The organism is Tardiphaga sp. P4_G1 (assembly GCF_056401215.1).
In genome coordinates this window covers 602226-622232 of record NZ_JBFUJU010000002.1, presented here as the reverse complement: position 1 = coordinate 622232, position 20007 = coordinate 602226, and the positions used below count along the sequence as shown (strand labels likewise).

The following is a 20007-nucleotide window of genomic DNA, read 5'->3' as shown; positions in this document are numbered from 1 at the left end:
CCCGCCCTTGAAATCCCGCGTTTTTCGCCTAACCGGTCCCCCGCCATGACGCTCGTCTCCATTCCCGCCAACCCCGTTCCCGAGGGTGCCGTGTCCGGCACCATCAAGACGCCGGACGGCGCTGAGCTACGTTTTGCGCGCTGGGCGCCGACGACCGGGCGCAAGGGCACGGTCTGCGTGTTCAGCGGGCGCGGCGAATATATCGAGAAGTATTTCGAGACCGTGCGCGACCTGCGCGACCGCGGCTTTGCAGTGGCCATGATCGACTGGCGCGGGCAGGGGCATTCGTCGCGGCAGTTGCGCGATAGCCGCAAGGGTTACGTGCGCAGCTTCTCGGATTTCGAGATCGACGTCGAAACTTTCGTGCAGCAGGTGGTGATGCCGGATTGCCCGCCGCCTTACTTCGCGCTGGCGCATTCGATGGGCGGCGCGGTGATGCTGCGTGTGGCGCATTCCGGCAAGCGCTGGTTCGATCGCATGGTGCTGTCGGCGCCGATGATTGATCTGCCGGGCCGTTCGACCTCGCTGCCGGCGCGGTTGTTGTTGCGTGTCATGCGCTGGACCGGGCAGGGCGGCAACTACATTCCCGGCGGCAATGGCGAACTGGTCGGGACCTCGTCATTCCCCAATAACAAGCTGACCAGCGATCCGGTGCGCTATGCGCGCAACGCGGCGATCCTCGAAGAGGATCCGACGCTCGGCATCGGCTCGCCGACGGTGGCCTGGGCCGATACGGCGATCCGTGGGATGCACGGCTTTCGCGAGGCCAGCTATCCCGTGAAGATCCGTCAGCCGATCCTGATGCTGGCGGCCAGCAACGACCAGGTGGTGTCGACGCCGGCCATCGAGGAATTTGCCTATCACCTGCGTGCTGGCTCGCATCTGGTGATCGCCGGCTCCCGTCACGAGATCCTGCAGGAGCAGGATCGCTACCGGCAGCAGTTCTGGGCGGCGTTCGATGCGTTCGTGCCGGGCACGCCTCTGTTCAAGTAACGAAAGCCACTCATGCTCGGTATTCACGGTCTCTGGCTCTTCATCCTCTCCGGCATCCTCCTCAACATCACGCCGGGGCCGGACACGGCCTATATCGTCGGGCGCAGCGTGCAGATGGGCTGGCGCGGCGGCGTCGCGGCAGCGCTGGGGATCAGTGCAGGATGTCTGGTCCATGTCTTCGCCGCGGCGGTCGGATTGTCGGCGCTGCTGGCGGCGTCATCTTATGCTTTCACCGCAGTGAAATGGATCGGTGCGGCCTATCTGCTTTACACCGGCGTGCAGATGCTGCGTGCGCGGGCATCGACAGTTGCAACGAACGACGCCGCGGAAAAGCCGCTGCTGTCGCTTCGGCAGGTGTTCTGGCAGGGCGCCTTCACCAACGCGCTGAACCCGAAGGTAGCGCTGTTCTTTCTCGCCTTCCTGCCGCAATTCGTCGACGTGGATGCGCCCAGCAAGGCGCTCGCCTTCATCGTGCTTGGGCTGATCTTCATCAGCACGGGCACGATCTGGGGACTCGGCACGGCCATTGTCGCTGCGAAAGCCGCCAGCCGCGTCCGGCAATCCAGTCAGGCAATGGTGTGGATCAACCGCGCGCTCGGCGGCGTGTTCATCTATCTCGGCATCCGCGTGGCGATGCTCGAAACACGCTAGCGTTTACTTCAGCACCGCGAAAGTGGCGGTGACGGAGAGATAGATCCCGAGCAGCAGCATCGCGATCAGGAACCAGCGGCGGAACTGCTCGGGCTCCATGCGGTCGCGCACCGCCTGGCCGATGAACATGCCGGCAAAGGCGGTGATCATTGCGACAATGCCGGGCACCGCCGTCGCGGCCGTGAGCAGACCGGCGCTGGTGAGGTTGAACGCCTGGGCCATCGTGGCGACGGTGAAATAGAGGCCGAGCGCCTGCACCAGTTCGTTTTTCTCCATGCCGATTGACTGCATGAACGGCATGGAGGGAATGACCTGCACCCCGGTGGCCGCGGAGACCACGCCGGTCAGCACGCCGGCAATACCGCCGACCCACTTCTCGTTTTGCGGCGCCGTCTTGAACTGGAATTTCACCAGCGTCACCACGGCATAAATCACCAGCAGTACGCCGAGCACGATCGAGCCGTATTTGGCGTAGGGGCCGGTCATCAGGCTGCCGCAGAGCCAGATGGCCACCGCAGTGCCGATCAGCAGCGGCCACAGCCGGCGAATGATGTCGCGCAGATAGGGGCCGGCGAAGGTCTGCCAGATATTGGTGACGATGGCGGGCACGATGACGATGGTCAGCGCCTGCACAGGCGTCATGGTCACCGCCAGCAGGCCCATCGAGACGGTGGGCAGGCCGAGGCCGATGACGCCTTTTACGAAGCCGGCGAGCGCGAAAACAGCAGCAATCAGAATGAGCATGGAATCGATCATGGTGCGACACATTGACCGATCGGCCCGGCCGGCACAATCTGGAGGTTACGGAGACTGCCTTCGTTTACAACGAAGGCTGATATGGAGAGCGTCATGCATGCCGACCTTGTCGATCTCAGGCTGTTCGTGGCGGTCGCCGAGGCGCGCAGCATCACCGCGGGTGCCGCCGCTGCCAATCTGGCGCTGGCTTCGGCGAGTGCGAGGATCAAGGGGCTGGAGGCAACGATCGGCGTGCCATTGCTCAAACGCGGGCGGCGTGGCGTCACACTGACGGCGGCCGGCGAGAGCCTGCTCGGCCATGCCCGCATCATCATGCAGAATGTCGAGACCATGCGCGGTGACATGGCGGCCTATGCCAATGGTATGAAGGCCAGCGTGTCGATGCTGGCCAATACGGTGGGCCTGTCCGAACATCTGCCGAAGGCGCTGGCGAGTTTCCTGCGCGAGCACCCCAATGTCAGCCTCGAGGTCGAGGAGCGCGAAAGCGCCGATATTGCACAGGCAATCGCTGCCGGCATCGCCGATTTCGGCTTCGCGGCCGAGCATACGCTGCCAGACAGTCTGGAACGCTTCACCTTCAGCGAGGACCGGCTGATGCTGGTGACGGCGCCGCGCAGCGATTTCGCCGGCCGCCGTCACATCGATTTCCATGAGATCATCGACCGCGACTTTATCGGTCTCACCAATGCGACCGCGCTACAGAACCACATCGGCAAATATGCGGCGAAGCTGGGCGCGCGACTGCGCTACCGGGCGCAGATGCGGGATTTCGATGCGATGTGCCAGATGGCTGCGGCGGGGGTCGGCATTGCGGTTGTGCCGGAAGTCGCGGCACGGCGCTGCGCGCGGTCGACGGCGCTGGCGCTGATCCGCATTCGCGATCCCTGGGCGAACCGCAGACTGGCGATCTGCTTTCGCAGCCTGAAGACGTTATCCCGTCCCGCGCAGCAGATGATCGAGCATCTGCGGGCTGCAGCGCGGGCGTAGCAGTGCCCGATCAGGCGTTGAGGATCTTCAGCGCCGCCTCATGCACGCGCGGGTCGCCGGCGGCGACGATGCGGCCACCGTTCTGCGCGGGCTTGCCCTCCCACGTTGTCACCACGCCGCCGGCGCCGGTAATGATCGGGATCAGGGCTGCGATATCGTAGGGCTTCAGCTCGGTCTCGATGACGAGATCGAGATGGCCAGCGGCGAGCATGCAATAGGAATAGCAATCGCCGCCGTAGCGCGTCAGCCGCACACCTTTTTCGACGTCCTGAAATTTCGCGCGATCGGCGTCGTTCATCAGCCGCGGGCTGGTCGTGAACAAAGTCGCGTCTTTCAGCGATGCGCAACGGCGCACGGCAAGCTTGCGGGTGGTGTTGTTGGCACCCTGGTAGCGCGCCGAGCCGCTGTCGCCGCTGAAGCGCTCGCCGATATAGGGCTGGTGCATCATGCCATAGACCGGTGTGCCCCGATGCAGCAGCGCGATCAGCGTGCCCCAGATCGGGAAGCCGGAGATGAAGGATTTGGTGCCGTCGATCGGGTCGAGCACCCAGACATATTCGGCGTCTTCGCGTTCGGTACCGAATTCCTCGCCAACAATGCCGTGCTGGGGGAAGTTGGCCTTGATCAGCCGGCGCATCACCGCCTCGGCGGCGCGGTCGGCTTCCGTGACCGGGTCGAAATCGGTGCTGTTCTTGTTGTCGATACTCAGCGAGGTGCGAAAGAACGGCAGGATGGTCTCGCCCGACGAGGTCGCAAGACGACCAATGAAGGCGTTGAAGTCGATGACCGTCACGGAGAGGTCCTTTGTTGCGGCTGCTGGATGGGGACGTGTCGCTTCCTATACAGCGCAGGGCAACGACTCGCATCTGCGGTGATCGAAATCTCTCTGCGATTCCCCTAAGCCACAGCACTGAATCGGATTGCGATTTCCCTAAGATTCCTGATGTCCGGCATCAGAAATTGGCAAATGAAATGAATATATGATCATTTCTTAAATAGGTCAAAGCTGCTGTCATTTCTATATCGCATTGATTTTGCTTATAGAAATTATGACGCCTATGCCTGAACGGTGCGATCACCATGCGAAATTTGCATGGAAATTTGCCCGAAAACTCTTGCACTTGGTGCGTCGCGGCTGCATATTGTTGCGGTGCGGTAGCGCTTGCGCTATCGCTGCCCTCCTTGGGCGTTTCCTCCCTAGACTTGGACCGCTTGCTATCGCAAGCGGTCCTTTTTTCTTTTCGGAGGAGTTTTGCATCACGGCGTGCCGACGTGGCTGCCGGCGATTGTCTTTATGTCGCCTGGCCTGTTCGTCGCCTGGCACCCCGACAGCCTCGGGCCCATTGCGACGTCAGTCATCAAGCAAGACTTATTCGGCTGAGAACCTCAAGCCGGTGTCCACGTCGTGGCGGTTACTTCAGCGACCCATTGATTTCGGTGAACTTGCCGTTGAGGTTGGTGCCGAGGCCGTTGACGACGGCAATGATGGCCAGCGAGATGCCGGCGGCGATCAGCCCGTATTCGATCGCAGTCGCTCCCGATTCGTCCGACCAGAATTTCTTGATCATGTTCTTCATGTTCTCTCCTGCCATTTTACGCGGTTCCAATCCGCGGAACCACGCTGGTGGGGATAACCTAAAGTTGCATTAATCCCGGTGGTAAAACTCTGCCCCATCTCCAAATCCAGCGAAAATTGACAATTTGTCGCACGAAATAAGCGCTTCCGTGACCCGGCGGTCACGGTTCCAAATACCCCACCTGATTGAGTGACGGTTCGAACCCCGGCGAGACGTTCGGCCCCGGCCTATTCGGCGGCGGCCTGGAATGGGCCGAGGCTGTCCAGCGGGATCTTCGCCAGCGCATCGGCCAGGACGGTAAAATCGGCAGCAATCTGATCGAAGCGCGCGGTTCGCTCACGGCGGCGTTCGTCCATATAGATCGCCCGGTTCAGCTCGATCTGGATGGCGTGCAGCCCGCTGGCCGGGTTGCCGTAATGCTCGGTAATGAAGCCGCCGGCATAGGGCTTGTTACGGCCCAGCGAATAGCCGAGGCCGCCGAATGTGCCTTCGACCACCTCGGCCAGGATAGTGGCGCAGCTGGTGCCATAGCGGTCACCGACGACCACGTCCGGGCGGCGCGGCTCCTCACGGGAAATTCCGATCGAGGGCATCGAGTGGCAATCCACCAGGATCACCGTGCCGAATGTCTGGTGCGCCTTGTTGATCAGGCGGCGCAGGGCGCGATGGTACGGCTTGTACAGCGCCTCGATCCGGGTGAGGGCGTCATCGACGTCGAGCCGCTCGCGGTAAATCTCCTGGCCGTCGCCGACCACCCGGGGAATCGTGCCAAGGCCGCCGGCGACCCGCATCGAGCGGGTATTGGCAAAACTGGGCAGGCGGCCGTTGAACATCCGCGGATCGAGCTCATAAGGCTCGCGGTTGACGTCCACATAGGAGCGCGGGAAGTGCACCCGGACCACCGGGAAGCCGCGATCGCTCAATCCGGCGATCAATTCGTCCATGAACGAATCTTCCGAGCGGCGCAGCGCCGTCACGTCGATGCGGGACGCACTAAGAAACTCCGCTGGATAGACCGAGCCGGAATGCGGGGAATTGAAAATGATCGGGGCGCGCCAGTTGGCCGGCTCGACGATCTCGAAGGGAGGCGACAGCTCACCGTCAAACTGGGTCATCGTCGCGCATCGTCCCTGCAGCCGCGTTCTTCGGTTTGCCCAGTCTGGCAGAAAACCGGCGCTTTGTGAGGCTGCATTGTCGATAACCGAAACAAGTCTGCCAAGTTAAAAACCTTCCGCAGGCGCGGCGATCGCGAGAAACGCGCTCATTTGTTGTGTTTCACGACGTTCTGGCGCACCATCTTGAGACGCTTAGGCACAGTCTGCGCTGATCACCTTCACCCGAAATTTACCAGACCTCGGGCTTAGTGGGCGAACAGGTCCTCTCATTCGGGTTCGACGTCCAACCGCCATGCACAAAATCCTTCTCGCAGAAGACGACAACGACATGCGCCGCTTCCTAGTGAAGGCGTTGGAAAACGCCGGTTTTCAGGTGTCGCACCACGATAACGGGATGTCAGCCTATCAGAGACTCCGCGAGGAACCCTTTGAAATGCTTCTAACGGATATCGTGATGCCGGAGATGGACGGGATCGAACTGGCGCGCCGCGCCAGCGAACTCGACCCCGACATCAAGATCATGTTCATCACCGGTTTCGCCGCCGTGGCGCTGAATTCCGACTCGGAAGCGCCGAAAAACGCCAAGGTGCTGTCCAAGCCGGTCCACCTGCGCGAATTGGTCAGCGAAGTGAACAAGATGCTGGCCGCCTGAGGGCAGCCCGCTTTCCTGGATTTCTTTCTTGGATTTCCTGCAAATCAGGCAAGGATTGGCCCTCCGCCGTCCTTGCTTGTCCGGGTTTGACCCGTTATAGACCCCACACCCGTAACGACCGGTTCTTAGGGCGCGTAGCTCAGCGGGAGAGCACTTCCTTGACATGGAAGGGGTCACAGGTTCGATCCCTGTCGCGCCCACCATCCAAACGCACCTCAGACTTTCGAAAACTGCCGGATTGGCGCCTTTTCAGGCGCCGGGAGACGTTTATTTCCCTAATGCTCCGATTAGTGACAGTTTTATTTCGGAACCAGTCGTGTTCACGCCGTGACTCGGCTATAGCTCAATGGTCCAGGACTTTTCGACCGGAAGCTGATGCCAACGAAGACCCGGCCGGTAATCGGCGTGATCGGCAACGCGTATCGCATTGAGAACAGGTTCTCCGTCCAGGCGGTCGGAGAAAACAACCTTCGTGCGGTCGCTGAAGTGGCCAATGCCCTGCCGATGATGTTTGCCGGCACCCCCGACATTACCGATATCGGCCAGGTGCTCGATCTGGTCGATGGCATCCTGCTCACCGGCGCGCGGGCCAATGTCCACCCGACCCGGTTCGGAATGGAAGCCCATGCCCGTCACGAGCCCTATGACAACGGCCGCGATGCGGTGGCTCTGGCCATGATCGAAGCCTGTGTCGCGCGCGGAGTCCCGATTTTCGGTATCTGTCGCGGATTGCAAGAGATGAACGTTGCGTTCGGCGGTTCGCTGCATCCCGAGATCCGCGAGATTCCTGGCCGCATCAATCATCGCATGCCGCGGCTCGAGAGCGGCGAGATCCATCCCGATCCGGCGGTCGTATTTGCCGATCGCCACGACGTGCATCTGACCAGCAACGGCACCTTCGCCAGCCTGCTGGGGCGCGAGACCATCACGGTCAATTCCCTGCATGGTCAGGGCATCGATGTCCCTGGCGAGCGAGTGGTGATCGAGGGTATTGCCGAGGACGGCACCATCGAGGCCATCCGCATTGCCGATGCGCCGAGCTTCGCGCTCGGTGTGCAATGGCACGCCGAATATGATCCGCAGATCAACCCGATCAACCGGACGCTCTTTCAGGCCTTCGGCGAGGCAGTGGCCGCTCGCAGGCAGCGTGGGGCCTTCACGGCTGCGGCCGCGCCGCTATCAGCAGGAATGCGCTGAGCGCGGCTGCGACACAAAGCACAGCACCCGCGACCGTCGCTGCTGCAAAGGCGCTGATCAGCGCCGGCCCCTTTGCCGCCATAACCGATCCGATCAGCGCCGTGACCACAAGACCGCCCGTGCGTGCGACCGCGCTGTTGAAGCCCGATGCAGACCCGGTGTGACGCGCATCGACGGACATCAGCACGGCCGTCGTCAGAGGTGCGACAGCGCCGGCCATGCCGATAGCGATGACGACCATGGCGGGGAAGACGCTGGTCCAGTAGCTGGTGTCGGGACCGATCCGGAGCGCCAGCAGAAAACCCATCGCCACAATCACCGGTCCCAGCGTCAGCATGATCCTCGGGCCGGTTCTAGCTGCGAGCGAGCCAGCGAGCGGTGATGTCAAAGAGATGACAAGCGGCAAGGGCAGCAGCGCGGCACCGGCCTGTGTCGCCGTGTAGCCGGCGGCTTCGATCAGGAGAAAAGGCATCAGGACGAACAGCCCGCCGAGTGCGCCGTACAACAAGAATGTCAGCAGCGTCAGGCCGACGAAGCTCGCCGACCCGAACAGTGCGAGCGGCATCATCGCGCGTTCGCCCTTACGGCCTTCGATCCACACGAACACAAGCAAGAGCAGGAGTCCTGCGACGAGCGCGCCAAGCGTGAAACCCGTCCAATCATGTGACGTAGCTTCGGTCAGACTCCAGGTCGTCAGGCCAAGTCCCACAGTCGCGAGGATGGCGCCGAGACTATCGAGCGGCTCGTCGCTGTCGAGTCGATCGCGGGGGATGCCTAGCCAGGCAAGCGCCATTGCGGCCAATGCGATCGGCACATTGATGAGAAAGATGAGATGCCAGCTGCCGATGTCGATCAGCCATCCGCCCAACACCGGTCCGAGCGCGCCGGCGGCAGCGCCGCTGGCAGCCCAGATGCCGATAGCGCGGCCCTTGGCTTCGCCGGAAAACGTCTGGCCGAGGATCGCCAGGCTGTTCGGCATCAGCATCGCCGCGCTGACGCCCTGAAGGAAACGCGCGGCCAGCAGCAGAGGCAGGCTGGGCGCCACAGCGCAGGCCAGCGAGGCCAGCGCGAACAGGCCGACTCCGCAGATCAGAAGCCTGCGGCGGCCGAAGCGGTCGCCTGCTGCACCGCCGAGCAAAAGAAGTGCACTGAGCGGCAGCAGATAGGCATTGATCACCCATTGCAGGTCGACGGCATCGGCCTGAAAACTCGCAGCAATGGCCGGAAGTCCGACATTCACCACCGATCCGTCGATGAAGGCCAGGCTGGAGGCCAGAATCGTGGTGGTGATCACCAGGCCGGGATGGCTGATATCATCGATCTTTTCCGTGGCGCCGGCGGCGCCTGCGTCACAAAGCGCATGCAAGGCGTTACTCATGACCGGGTTGTAGGGGAACGGGAGCTCAGAACAAACCATTGTCCTCCGATCGGGCAATTCCGTTTTGGCCCCGATTGTGCAAGCATCCCGGGCGGTCGTGCCGGGGCGCTCGGTAAGAGAGTCGTCGGCGTGAGATCGGACTGTGTTGAGGAGAGGGACTATGAAACGAATTTATCTGTTGGGGACCATGATCGCCGCGGCGGTCTGCACGACGCAGGCGGGCGCTCAGGAGCTCACCGGCACGCTCAAGAAGATCAAGGACACCGGCGCCATCACCATCGGCTTCCGCGATTCCTCGGTGCCGTTCTCTTATCTGGATGACAATCAGAAGCCCGTCGGTTTCGCCATGGATATCTGCTACAAGATCGTCGATGCGGTGAAGAAAGAGCTGAAGAACGACAAGATCGAGGTGAAGCTCAATCCGGTGACCTCTGCCACCCGTATTCCGCTGATTGCCAACGGCACCGTCGACCTCGAATGCGGCTCGACCACCAACAATGCCGATCGCCAGAAGCAGGTCGCGTTCACCAATACGCACTTCCTGACGGCCAGCCGCTTCGTTTCGAAGAAGGCCGCCAAGCTCGACAAGATCGACGATCTGAAGGGCAAGTCGGTGGTCTCGACCTCCGGCACCACCAACATCAAGCAGCTCACCGAAGCCAATGCCGCGCGTAATCTCGGCATCAACGTCATTCCCGCCAAGGATCACGCCGAAGCATTCCTGATGGTCGAGACCGACCGTGCTGTGGCCTTCGTGATGGATGACATCCTGCTTGCCAGCCTTGCTGCCGGTGCGCGCGATCCGAGCGCCTATGTGATCTCCAAGGACGCGTTCTCGAAAGCTGAGCCCTACGGCATCATGCTCCGCAAGGACGACGCGCCGTTCAAGAAGGTTGTCGATGCGGCCACTGCCGAGCTCTACAAGAGCCCGGAAGGCGCCAAGATCTATGACAAGTGGTTCACGCAGAAGATTCCGCCCAAGGGCCTCAATCTGAACGTTCCGATGGGAGCCGAGCAGAAGAAGGCGTTCGCCAGCCCGTCGGATTCGCCTGATCCCGACGCCTACGCAGCCAACTAACTCTTGCTTACCTCTCCCCGCTTGCGGGGAGAGGTCGTCTTACATGCGCGTAGCGCGTGTAAGACGGGTGAGGGGGAGGCAGCGAGTAAAACACTGGCTCCCCCTCACCCGTCTCGAACGACCCTCGGTCGTTCGATCCACCCTCTCCCCGCAGGCGGGGCGAGGGAAGAAGCAATGGCCCGGCCATTGCATGGGTTTCTGCCTGAGGTTGCCAGGTTTTCGCGTGGACGGCGCGTGGGGGTGAATGCGTGAACTATAACTGGAATTGGGGAATCTTCTGGGATCAGACGCCTGATGCGACGGGGACCTATTTTGGCTCGCTGATGAGCGGCCTTCAGGTCACGATCCTGCTCGCACTCTGCGCCTGGTTCATCGCGTTTGTGATGGGCTCTCTGATCGGCATCATGCGGACCCTGCCTGCGCGCTGGGCGGTGTTTGTCGGCAATGCCTATATCGAGATGTTCCGCAACATTCCGCTGCTGGTGCAGTTGTTCATCTGGTTCTTCGTCGTTCCCGAACTTTTGCCCGGCGATCTCGGCATCTGGATCAAGCAACTGCGCAACGGGCCGTTCATCGCCGCGATGCTCGGGCTTGGCTTCTATATGTCCTCGCGTGTCGCTGCACAGATCACCGCCGGCATCAATGCACTGCCAAAGGGCCAGCGCATGGCCGGCACGGCCATTGGCCTTACCACCTGGCAGACCTATCGCTACATCCTGCTTCCGCTGGCCTATCGCATCATCTTCCCGCCGCTGACCTCCGAATTTCTCAACACCATCAAGAACACGGCGCCGGCGCTGACCATCGGCGTGCTTGAGCTGACGGCACGGGCGCGGTCCATGCAGGAATTCTCGTTCCAGGTGTTCGAGGCCTTCTCGGCTGCGGCCGCCATCTACCTCGTCCTCAGTGCCGTTGTGACGATCGGAATGCGCATCCTCGAAAAGCGCCTGGCGATCCCCGGCTTCAACGAGGGGAAATAAGCGATGTTCAGCAATTTCGATTACGACGTCATCTGGCGCAGCCTGCCTTACCTGTTTCAGCAGGGCATGGCGTTCACCCTCACGCTGACGGCCATTGCGACGGTCTTCGGTCTCATCCTCGGCACCTTGATCGCGATGATGCGGCTGTCGTCCAGTGCTGTGCTGTCGGGCTTCGCCGTAAGCTACGTCAATCTGATGCGCTCGCTGCCGCTCGTGCTGGTGATCTTCCTGTTCTACTTCCTGATGCCCTATGTCGGACAGTGGATCATCCGCTCCGATCAGCCGGTACAGGTCGGCGCCTACGCCTCGACTATCGTGACCTTCACGCTGTTCGAGGCTGCCTATTTCTCGGAGATCATGCGTGCCGGCATCCAGTCGGTGCCGCGGGGGCAGGTGATGGCCGGTTATGCCATCGGCCTCAACTATCGCGAGGTGATGCGCCATGTCGTGCTGCCGCAGGCGTTCCGCAACATGCTGCCGGTGATCTTCACGCAGACCATCGTGCTGTTCCAGGACACATCGCTGGTCTACGTGCTGTCGATAACGGATTTCCTGGGCGCCGCGTCCAAGGTTGCGCAGCGCGACGGTCGTCTCACCGAAATGTATCTGTTCGCGGCGCTGGTCTACTTCCTGATCTGCTTCACCGCGTCATTCTTTGTGAAGCGCTTGCAGAAGCGCATCAGCATCATCCGCTAGCCACTTTCGCTTTCAGTCTTTGCCTCCAACTGTCGGTCGCTCATCATGCCCATGATCACCATCGAAAAAGTCAGCAAGTGGTACAACCCGCAGTTCCAGGTGCTGAAGAACTGCACGACGGCCGTCGAGAAAGGCGAGGTGGTCGTCGTCTGCGGTCCCTCGGGATCTGGTAAGTCGACGCTGATCAAGACCGTGAATGCGCTGGAGCCCGTGCAGGCGGGCACTATCATGGTCGATGGACTGAATGTGACGACGATGAAGAAGGACCTGCCGAAGCTGCGCTCACGCGTCGGCATGGTGTTTCAGCACTTCGAACTGTTTCCGCATCTGAAGATCGTCGAGAACCTGTGTCTCGGCCAGACCATCGTGCTCGGCCGCTCCGAAGATGCGGCGAAGGCCAAGGCCATGAAGATGCTGGAGCGCGTCGGCCTCACGGCGCATGCGCAGAAATATCCCGGCCAGCTCTCCGGCGGTCAGCAGCAGCGCGTCGCCATTGCGCGCGCGCTGGTGATGGATCCGATCTGCATGCTGTTCGACGAACCGACCTCGGCGCTCGATCCCGAAATGATCAACGAGGTGCTCGACGTCATGGTCGAGCTCGCCAAGGAAGGCATGACCATGATGGTGGTGACCCACGAAATGGGCTTCGCCAAGAAGGTCGCCAACCGTGTCATCTTCATGGATGCCGGTGAGATCGTCGAGGATGCGCAGAAGGAAGACTTCTTCGGCCATCCGCGCAGCGATCGGGCCCAGCAGTTCCTGTCGAAGATCCTCGCGCACTGACGCAAGAGCGGGCGCATAGCATCGCGCAAGTGCCTCAAGTTTATGCAGATTCTTGAATGCTGCATGACGGGGCAATTAACGAATGTGTCAGAAATGGAGTGGTATCCTTCAACCGTGAGGGCGAGGGCCTGTTGGTCCGCTGATTGAACTCCACCGGAGCGATCGGGTCTTTGTCCTCACGGACAATTCCGCGACGCCCCGTTCTCTGCCTCTGCCCAATGCTTCTCTGACTGTCTTCCAACGACCCGAGCCGAGGGTGCGCGAGCCATGCTTGCGCGCGTCCTGACTTGGCCCTTCTCCGGAAAGTGCATCGCATGATCAAGATCAACAGTGTCGGCAACAAATTGGGTCTTGCCGGTCTCGTTGGCATCTTGCTCTCGGCGGGCGTTGTCGCAAACCAGATGAGGACCGAGAGCGCGATCTCGGAGGTCAATCGTCTGGCTGATGTGCAGCAGAAAATCGCCGATAGCGCGATGGAGGCCGACGGCCAGATGCGCGCCATGCAGGTGGCCAGTCAAGGCCTGCGTATGGCCATCACGACACCCGAGATTGACAAGAACGCGGCCGAGATCAGGGCCGCCAAGGCTGCGCAGGACCGCATCATCGATGCCGCGTCCGCCCTGGCGACCAGGCAGGAATACAAGGACAATTTCGCGAAGATCAAATCGCTGACGTCAACCTATCTCGCCGCCGCCGACGAGATCGTCAGTCTGCAGAAGAAACTGCTCGAGCTCTATCGCAACCGCAACGTCGCCGTGATCGACTGGAACCGGCATCTCGACCAGCTGCGCCTCACCACTGCCGTGACCGAGGCGACGAACTGGCCTGAAGTCGATGGACAGCTCAAGATCGCGGACAATGCCATCAACGCTGTGCAGGCAGCCGCATGGCGTTATGCGTCGATGAATGAAGTCACGCAGAAGGGCCAGATCATCACCAAGGCCAAGATCCTCACCGATGCGCTGGCCAAGGCCAGCGTGTTCGAAGACAGCGAGCTCGTGCAGAGCGGCCTGATCCAGCTCGGCACCGACATGAAGAAGTTCATGACGGCCACCGATGAAGCGATCGGCAGTAACGACCAGAAGACCGATATCGTCCGCACCAAGATCACGCCCGCCGCTGCGGCGGCATCTCAACTGGTCGCGCAATCGGTCTCGTCGGCCAAGGCTGCGGTTGGAGAGGCTCGGGCGCAGGCCGCCGAGGAAATGGCGCGCTCCGGTCAGGTCAATCTCGTGCTCGGACTGGCGGTCGTGCTGGTCCTGATCTGCACCATGGTGTTCTCCTTTGTCGGCGTTGCCCGGCCGATGACGCGTTTAAATGGCGCCATGGGCAAGATGGCGGCCGGCGATCTCGATGTCGTCATCCCCGGCGCCAAGCGTGGCGACGAAATCGGCGACATCGCCAAGACCGTCACGGTCATCCGTGCGAATGCCGAGCAGAAGGCGCGCGATGAGGCTGCGGCGCGCCTCGACCAGGACAATCTGGCCGCGGCGTCGCGCAAGCGCGAAATGGTCGAGCTCGCCGGGTCGTTCGAACGCGCCGTCGGCAATATCGTCGACAATGTCTCCTCGGCGTCGAACAGACTCGAGGAGTCCGCGGGGGCACTGACGGCAACGGCCGAACAGGCCAAGGAGCTGACCGCTGCAGTCGTCGCTGCATCGGACGAGGCATCCACCAATGTGCAGGCGGTTGCGTCATCGACCGAAGAGATGTCGTCATCGGTCAACGAGATCAGCCGGCAGGTGCAAGAGTCGGCGAATATCGCCAACTCGGCCGTGGCGCAGGCGCGCAAGACCAATGAGCGTGTGGCCGAGCTCGCCAAGGCAGCGGCCCGGATCGGCGATGTCGTCGAGCTCATCAATACCATTGCCGGCCAGACCAACCTGCTGGCGCTCAACGCCACCATCGAAGCGGCGCGCGCCGGCGATGCGGGCCGCGGCTTTGCGGTGGTTGCGTCCGAGGTGAAGGCGCTGGCCGAACAAACCGCCAAGGCGACGGGCGACATCAGCCACCAGATCAACGGCATCCAGGCGGCGACCCAGGAATCCGTCGGCGCCATCAAGGAGATCGGTGACACCATCGGCCGCATGTCCGAGATCGCCTCGACCATCGCCTCTGCTGTCGAGCAGCAAGGCGCGGCAACCCAGGAAATCTCGCGCAATGTTCAGCAGGCAGCGCAGGGCACGATGCAGGTGACGTCGAACATCACCGATGTACAGCGCGGCGCCAGCGCGACCGGATCAGCTTCGACGCAAGTGCTGTCCGCGGCGCAGTCGCTGTCCGGCGAAAGCGCGCGGCTCAAGCTCGAAGTCGGCAAGTTCCTGGACTCCGTCCGGGCCGCATAAATTCATGCTTCTCCCATGATGGGGGAAGCCACAACGAAGACGGCGCCCGTCGCCGAAGCCAGATCAAGTCCTACCTAGGAAGCCAATGATGTCGCTGCTTAATCTCCGTATCCGCGGTCGCCTCTATGGTGGTTTCGGCGCGCTGGTCCTGTTTGGTCTCGCCAGTTCGGGATTTGCCGTCTGGCAGATGACGGAAGTTGGAACGCAGGTCGACTCCCTGAACATTCTTTCGGCCAACACGATCCGGGCCTCGGAGATCGCCTCCGAACTGCACGCGATCCGCGGTGCCGTGTTGCGCTATTCGTTCGATCAGGATGAAGCGGCGCTTGCGGATGCCGACAAGCGTCTCGCCGGCGTCACCGCCAGCCTGGACACGGTGATCAAGACCAGTCGTTCGGAAGAGCGCCGCGCCGCCTACCGCACCATCGAGAAGGACGTCGCCGACGTGAAGGCGCAGCGCCAGGCGCTTGGCGAGGCCATCAAGCAGATGGTCGCCGGCCGGGAAGTGCTGCAGGAAGCCGGCGACAAGCTGTCATCTAGCCTGCGCAAGCTGGTGATCAGCACGCGCAACACCATGTATGGCCAGGGTTCGACCAAGCTCGAATCCGACACGCTGATGGTGCAGATTGCGAATTGGCGCTTCTTCGTCAGCCGCGACGAGAAACATATCGAATCTTTCAAGGATCATGTCCGCATCGCGGAGCAGCAGATCGGCGAAATGGAGAAGATGCAGATGCCGCCGACGCTCAGCGCGTTGTTCGGCACCATCCGCAGCAACCTGAAGAGCTACGCCGCCCAGTTCGAGAAGGCTGCCGCCAGCCTGCAGACGGCAGACGGCATCTTCAACAAGTCGATCAGCCCGACCGTCGTGAAAGCGATCGGGAAGGTCGAGACGATCAAATCCGACATCCAGCAGGTTCAGTCGCAGACCGTCGCCGCAACCAGCAACCGCATGTCGACGACGAGCATGCTGCAACAGATCGTGGCCGGCGTCGCTACTGTGGTCGGTCTAGCGATTGCCTTCCTGATCGCGCGCGGCATTATTGGCCCTCTGTCGGGCCTGACGGCTGGAATGAAGCGGCTCGCCGACGGGGATTTCAGCGTGGTGTTGCCGGGTCTCGCCCGCAAGGACGAGGTCGGCGACATGGCACGCGCAGTCGAGACCTTCAAGGTACGGGCCGAGGAGAAGGCACGCGCCGAGGCCGAAGCCAAGCTGACGCAGGACCAGCAGGCAGCGATCCAGCGCCGCCGGGACATGATCCGTCTCGCGGACGATTTCGAGGGCGCTGTCGGCAGCATAGTCGAGAACGTGTCATCGGCTTCGAGCCAGCTCGAAGAATCGGCGGGCGGACTGACTGCGACCGCCGAGCAATCTCGCCAGCTCACCGCCATGGTGGCCGCGGCCTCCGACGAAGCCTCGACCAATGTGCAGGCGGTGGCGTCATCCACCGAGGAGATGTCGTCTTCGGTCAACGAGATCAGCCGTCAGGTTCAGGAGTCGGCCAATATCGCCAACTCCGCGGTGGCACAGGCCCGCAAGACCAATGATCGCGTGGCTGAGCTTGCCAAGGCGGCCGCGCGGATCGGAGATGTTGTCGAGCTGATCAACACGATTGCCGGCCAGACCAATCTGCTGGCGCTCAATGCCACGATTGAAGCGGCGCGCGCCGGCGATGCTGGTCGCGGCTTCGCCGTTGTTGCATCGGAAGTGAAGGCGCTCGCCGAACAGACGGCCAGGGCAACCGGCGACATCAGTCACCAGATCTCCGGCATTCAGGCCGCGACCGAAGAGTCGGTCGGCGCCATCAAGGAAATCGGCGACACCATCGGCCGCATGTCGGAGATCGCGTCGACCATCGCATCTGCCGTCGAGCAGCAGGGCGCGGCGACGCAGGAGATTTCGCGCAACGTTCAACAGGCGGCGCAAGGCACGATGCAGGTGAGCTCGAACATTCTGGATGTGCAGCGCGGCGCGAGCAACACGGGTTCAGCGTCGTCGCAGGTCTTGTCCGCTGCGCAATCGCTGTCCGGCGAGAGCGCGCGGTTGAAGCGCGAGGTCGGCAAGTTCCTGGACTCCGTTCGCGCGGCATAGGACAAAACGTTACACGATCACGCGCGTTCGCCCGACGAGTAAGATACAACTCGCAAACAGCCCGGATGCGTCATCGCATCCGGGCTGTTTGTTTTAGTGGGTCAAACGATGACACGCGCGACAAAAAGTCATTCTACTTTAAAGCGTTTGCGCGGCTGAAATTAACCCGAAGTTCTCGCAACCTGACGATGATCGGATTCGAGATTGCCTCTTGCGTTGCGGGTGCGATTCGCGACGTGCAAGGTTGGCTGTCAGTGGTTCTCCCAAGAAGGGCATGTCGCATGTCGCTATTCAATCTCCGCATCCGTGGCAGGCTGTATGGGGGCTTCGGTGCGCTCGTCTTGTTCGGGTTGGGCATGGCGAGTTTCGCCGTGTGGAAACTCACGGAAATTCGCGACGACGTCTCGGCGATGAATGCCCAGTCAGCCAATGCGATGCGCTCGATGGAGATTTCGGCGGAACTCCAGGCGCTTCGCCGCGCGATGCTGCGCTACACGTTCGATCAGGATGAGGCGTCATTCGCTGAATCCGAGAAACTACTGACGCAGGTTGGTGGCGTGTTGGAGGAGACGATCAAGGCGAGCTCGGAGGAGCGTCGCACGATCTACCGCGAAGTCGAGAAGACGATCGCCGATCTGAAGAGCAGGCGCGTCGATCTCGGTAATACCGTCAAGGAGATGCTTGCCAGCCGCAAGGCGCTGCTTGCCGAAGGTGAAAAGCTTCAGGCCGACCTGAAGAAACTCGTGCTCGCGACGCGTAGCTCGCCATTCGCACAAGGGGCGACCACCCTGCAATCCGAAACTCTGTTGGTTCAGATGGCGAACTGGCGGTTCTTTGCAGGTCGCGACCAGGACAATGTGACGTTGTTTGCCAACAGCGTGAAGAACGCGCAGCAACAGATCGCCGAGATGGAAAAATTTGATATGGCGCCGAGTCTTTCAGCGCTGTTCGAATCGATCAAGAAAGGCTTGGTCAGCTATTCCAGCGGGTTCGATAAGGCGTCGGCCAATCTGCTGAAGATGGATCAGCTCTATTACAATACGATCACGCCGATGGTGGTCAGCGCCATCCGCAAGACCGACGGCATCAAGGCAGCGATCCAGCAGGAGGTCGTGAGCGCGACGACAGCCAATGAGCAGCGCATTTCCGGCACGATCACGCTGCAGCAGATCGTGGCCGGCGCAGCGACCATCACCGGTCTGCTGATTGCGTACCTGATCGCGCGCGGAATCATCGGGCCGCTGTCGGGGCTGACGGCGGGCATGAAGCAGCTCGCTGAGGGCAATTTCGGCGTGGTGCTGCCGGGGCTCGGCCGCAAGGACGAGGTCGGCGACATGGCGCAGGCTGTCGAGACCTTCAAGGTCAAGGCGGAGGAGAAAGCCCGGGCGGAAGCCGAGGCACGGATCACGCAGGATCAGGCGGCAGCGCTGCAACGCAAGCAGGACATGATCCGGCTCGCCGACGATTTCGAAGGTACGGTCGGTGAAATAGTTGAGGCGGTGTCGTCCGCGTCGACCGAATTGGAAGCCTCGGCCAGCACGCTGACGTCGACAGCAGATCGGTCGCAGCAGCTCACCACGGTCGTCGCGACGGCGTCGGAAGAAGCCTCCACCAATGTGCAGTCGGTGGCGTCTGCCACTGAGGAAATGGCGTCGTCCATCACCGAGATCGGCCGTCAGGTCCAGGAATCCGCGCGTATTGCCAACGAGGCCGTGGACCAGGCTCAGAAGACCAATGATCGCGTCGGCGAGTTGTCAAAAGCTGCCGGCCGCATTGGCGCGGTGGTCGAGCTGATCAACACCATTGCGGGGCAGACCAACCTGCTGGCGCTCAATGCCACCATCGAGGCGGCACGTGCCGGCGATGCCGGCCGCGGCTTCGCAGTGGTCGCGTCCGAGGTGAAGGCGCTCGCCGAGCAGACCGCCAAGGCCACCGGCGAGATCAGCCAGCAGATCGCAAGTATCCAGACTGCGACCGATGATTCCGTATCGGCGATCCGCGAGATCGGCACGACCATCGGCAAGATGTCGGAGATTGCGTCCACGATCGCTTCGGCTGTTGAAGAGCAGGGCGCGGCGACGCAGGAGATTTCCCGTAACGTGCAGCAGGCTGCGCAAGGCACGATGCAGGTCTCGTCCAACATCATCGACGTGCAGCGCGGCGCGAGTGAGACCGGCGGCGCGTCGTCTCAGGTGCTGTCGGCAGCGCAGTCGCTGTCGTCAGATAGCAACCGTCTGAAGCATGAAGTCAGTCGCTTCCTGAACTCGGTCCGCGCGGCCTGAGTTCTCCAACATCGCAATTCACTGGCTTGAGTAACGGTGCGTTCTCCGCGCACCGCCACTCAAGCCGCTGTATGCTCCGAGAGAATTCAGGACCTCGAAATATCCCGTGCAGGGAATCGCATGATGAGATTGCAATTTTAGATCGTTAACTCAGAACCTCTGATGCCTGAACTCGAACTCCATCACTGTCTGAAAAGTCCGAATTGCTCGACGACCATTGCGGTACCGGCTCAATTTGAGTGATTGCATCATCGGCGCGTTAACGTTTGTGTCAGAAGCGCGGTGGTAGGTTCCTGCCCATGAGCAGGTGATTTGATCGATCATCGAACGTATCGCTCGCTCATATGAGCCGATGACGCTTCTCGTTCAGGATCGGCTCACGCCAAGCTTCGCGTGCCCGTCGGATTGCCGCCGGGCTGCGCCAAAAATGACAACCGTTTAGCAT

At 61.5% G+C, this 20007-nt stretch carries 17 protein-coding genes and 1 tRNA gene; 13 read left to right on the top strand and 5 right to left on the bottom strand.

Going from position 1 to position 20007, the window contains the following annotated elements; all coding sequences use genetic code 11:
- Window positions 1-45 precede the first annotated feature (45 nt).
- Both AC1DUY_RS07035 and AC1DUY_RS07030 read left to right on the top strand, forming a co-directional pair.
- Window positions 46-993, top strand: a complete 948-nt coding sequence (locus tag AC1DUY_RS07035; RefSeq protein ID WP_093757193.1) for an alpha/beta fold hydrolase — start codon at window positions 46-48, stop codon at window positions 991-993.
- A gap of 12 nt (window positions 994-1005) precedes the next feature.
- Complete coding sequence (locus AC1DUY_RS07030; RefSeq protein ID WP_441230716.1) at window positions 1006-1644, top strand: LysE family translocator; 639 nt, start codon at window positions 1006-1008, stop codon at window positions 1642-1644.
- A gap of 3 nt (window positions 1645-1647) precedes the next feature.
- Here the strand turns inward: AC1DUY_RS07030 and AC1DUY_RS07025 are convergent, their stop codons facing one another.
- Complete coding sequence (locus AC1DUY_RS07025; RefSeq protein WP_439074619.1) at window positions 1648-2400, bottom strand: sulfite exporter TauE/SafE family protein; 753 nt, start codon at window positions 2398-2400, stop codon at window positions 1648-1650.
- A gap of 93 nt (window positions 2401-2493) precedes the next feature.
- Between AC1DUY_RS07025 and AC1DUY_RS07020 the strand changes: the two genes are divergently transcribed.
- Window positions 2494-3387 carry a LysR substrate-binding domain-containing protein gene (locus AC1DUY_RS07020; protein WP_478113227.1) on the top strand — a complete coding sequence of 298 codons (894 nt, stop codon included), beginning with the start codon at window positions 2494-2496 and terminating at the stop codon, window positions 3385-3387.
- A 10-nt stretch (window positions 3388-3397) separates the two neighbouring features.
- Here the strand turns inward: AC1DUY_RS07020 and hisN are convergent, their stop codons facing one another.
- The 3 genes from hisN to AC1DUY_RS07005 all read right to left on the bottom strand — a co-directional run bounded on the left by hisN (window position 3398) and on the right by AC1DUY_RS07005 (window position 6079).
- Window positions 3398-4180 (bottom strand): histidinol-phosphatase, encoded by a 783-nt coding sequence (gene hisN, locus AC1DUY_RS07015; protein WP_068728932.1) that lies wholly within the window; start codon window positions 4178-4180, stop codon window positions 3398-3400.
- 619 nt (window positions 4181-4799) lie between these two features.
- Window positions 4800-4964 (bottom strand): Flp family type IVb pilin, encoded by a 165-nt coding sequence (locus AC1DUY_RS07010; RefSeq protein ID WP_175367776.1) that lies wholly within the window; start codon window positions 4962-4964, stop codon window positions 4800-4802.
- Between the two features lie 227 nt (window positions 4965-5191).
- Window positions 5192-6079 carry an N-formylglutamate amidohydrolase gene (locus AC1DUY_RS07005; RefSeq protein WP_320445547.1) on the bottom strand — a complete coding sequence of 296 codons (888 nt, stop codon included), beginning with the start codon at window positions 6077-6079 and terminating at the stop codon, window positions 5192-5194.
- A gap of 292 nt (window positions 6080-6371) precedes the next feature.
- On the opposite strand from AC1DUY_RS07005, the gene cpdR reads away from it, so the two are divergent.
- The 3 genes from cpdR (at window position 6372) to AC1DUY_RS06990 (ending at window position 7928) form a co-directional block, all read left to right on the top strand.
- Window positions 6372-6731: a cell cycle two-component system response regulator CpdR gene (gene cpdR, locus AC1DUY_RS07000; protein ID WP_015669438.1), complete on the top strand. Its 360-nt coding sequence runs from the start codon at window positions 6372-6374 to the stop codon at window positions 6729-6731.
- 128 nt (window positions 6732-6859) lie between these two features.
- Window positions 6860-6934, top strand: a tRNA-Val gene (locus AC1DUY_RS06995).
- Window positions 6935-7106: 172 nt separating this feature from the next.
- Complete coding sequence (locus AC1DUY_RS06990) at window positions 7107-7928, top strand: gamma-glutamyl-gamma-aminobutyrate hydrolase family protein (protein WP_120287183.1); 822 nt, start codon at window positions 7107-7109, stop codon at window positions 7926-7928.
- Here the strand turns inward: AC1DUY_RS06990 and AC1DUY_RS06985 are convergent.
- A complete protein-coding gene (locus tag AC1DUY_RS06985; RefSeq protein WP_478113223.1) occupies window positions 7888-9306 on the bottom strand; it encodes a DHA2 family efflux MFS transporter permease subunit in 1419 nt (472 codons plus the stop codon). The genes AC1DUY_RS06990 and AC1DUY_RS06985 overlap by 41 nt on opposite strands.
- 160 nt (window positions 9307-9466) lie before the next feature.
- On the opposite strand from AC1DUY_RS06985, the gene AC1DUY_RS06980 reads away from it, so the two are divergent.
- The 7 genes from AC1DUY_RS06980 to AC1DUY_RS06950 all read left to right on the top strand — a co-directional run bounded on the left by AC1DUY_RS06980 (window position 9467) and on the right by AC1DUY_RS06950 (window position 19562).
- Entirely contained in the window at window positions 9467-10384 is a 918-nt protein-coding gene (locus tag AC1DUY_RS06980; RefSeq protein ID WP_093757187.1) for an amino acid ABC transporter substrate-binding protein, read from the top strand.
- Between the two features lie 248 nt (window positions 10385-10632).
- Window positions 10633-11364: an amino acid ABC transporter permease gene (locus AC1DUY_RS06975; protein ID WP_068728920.1), complete on the top strand. Its 732-nt coding sequence runs from the start codon at window positions 10633-10635 to the stop codon at window positions 11362-11364.
- 3 nt (window positions 11365-11367) lie between these two features.
- Complete coding sequence (locus AC1DUY_RS06970) at window positions 11368-12060, top strand: amino acid ABC transporter permease (RefSeq protein WP_068728918.1); 693 nt, start codon at window positions 11368-11370, stop codon at window positions 12058-12060.
- Window positions 12061-12111: 51 nt separating this feature from the next.
- Complete coding sequence (locus tag AC1DUY_RS06965) at window positions 12112-12843, top strand: amino acid ABC transporter ATP-binding protein (RefSeq protein ID WP_320447879.1); 732 nt, start codon at window positions 12112-12114, stop codon at window positions 12841-12843.
- Between the two features lie 314 nt (window positions 12844-13157).
- Window positions 13158-15188 (top strand): methyl-accepting chemotaxis protein, encoded by a 2031-nt coding sequence (locus tag AC1DUY_RS06960; RefSeq protein WP_478113219.1) that lies wholly within the window; start codon window positions 13158-13160, stop codon window positions 15186-15188.
- A gap of 88 nt (window positions 15189-15276) precedes the next feature.
- Entirely contained in the window at window positions 15277-17280 is a 2004-nt protein-coding gene (locus AC1DUY_RS06955) for a methyl-accepting chemotaxis protein (protein ID WP_478113217.1), read from the top strand.
- Between the two features lie 281 nt (window positions 17281-17561).
- Entirely contained in the window at window positions 17562-19562 is a 2001-nt protein-coding gene (locus tag AC1DUY_RS06950; protein ID WP_478113215.1) for a methyl-accepting chemotaxis protein, read from the top strand.
- The last annotated feature ends 445 nt before the right edge of the window (window positions 19563-20007 follow it).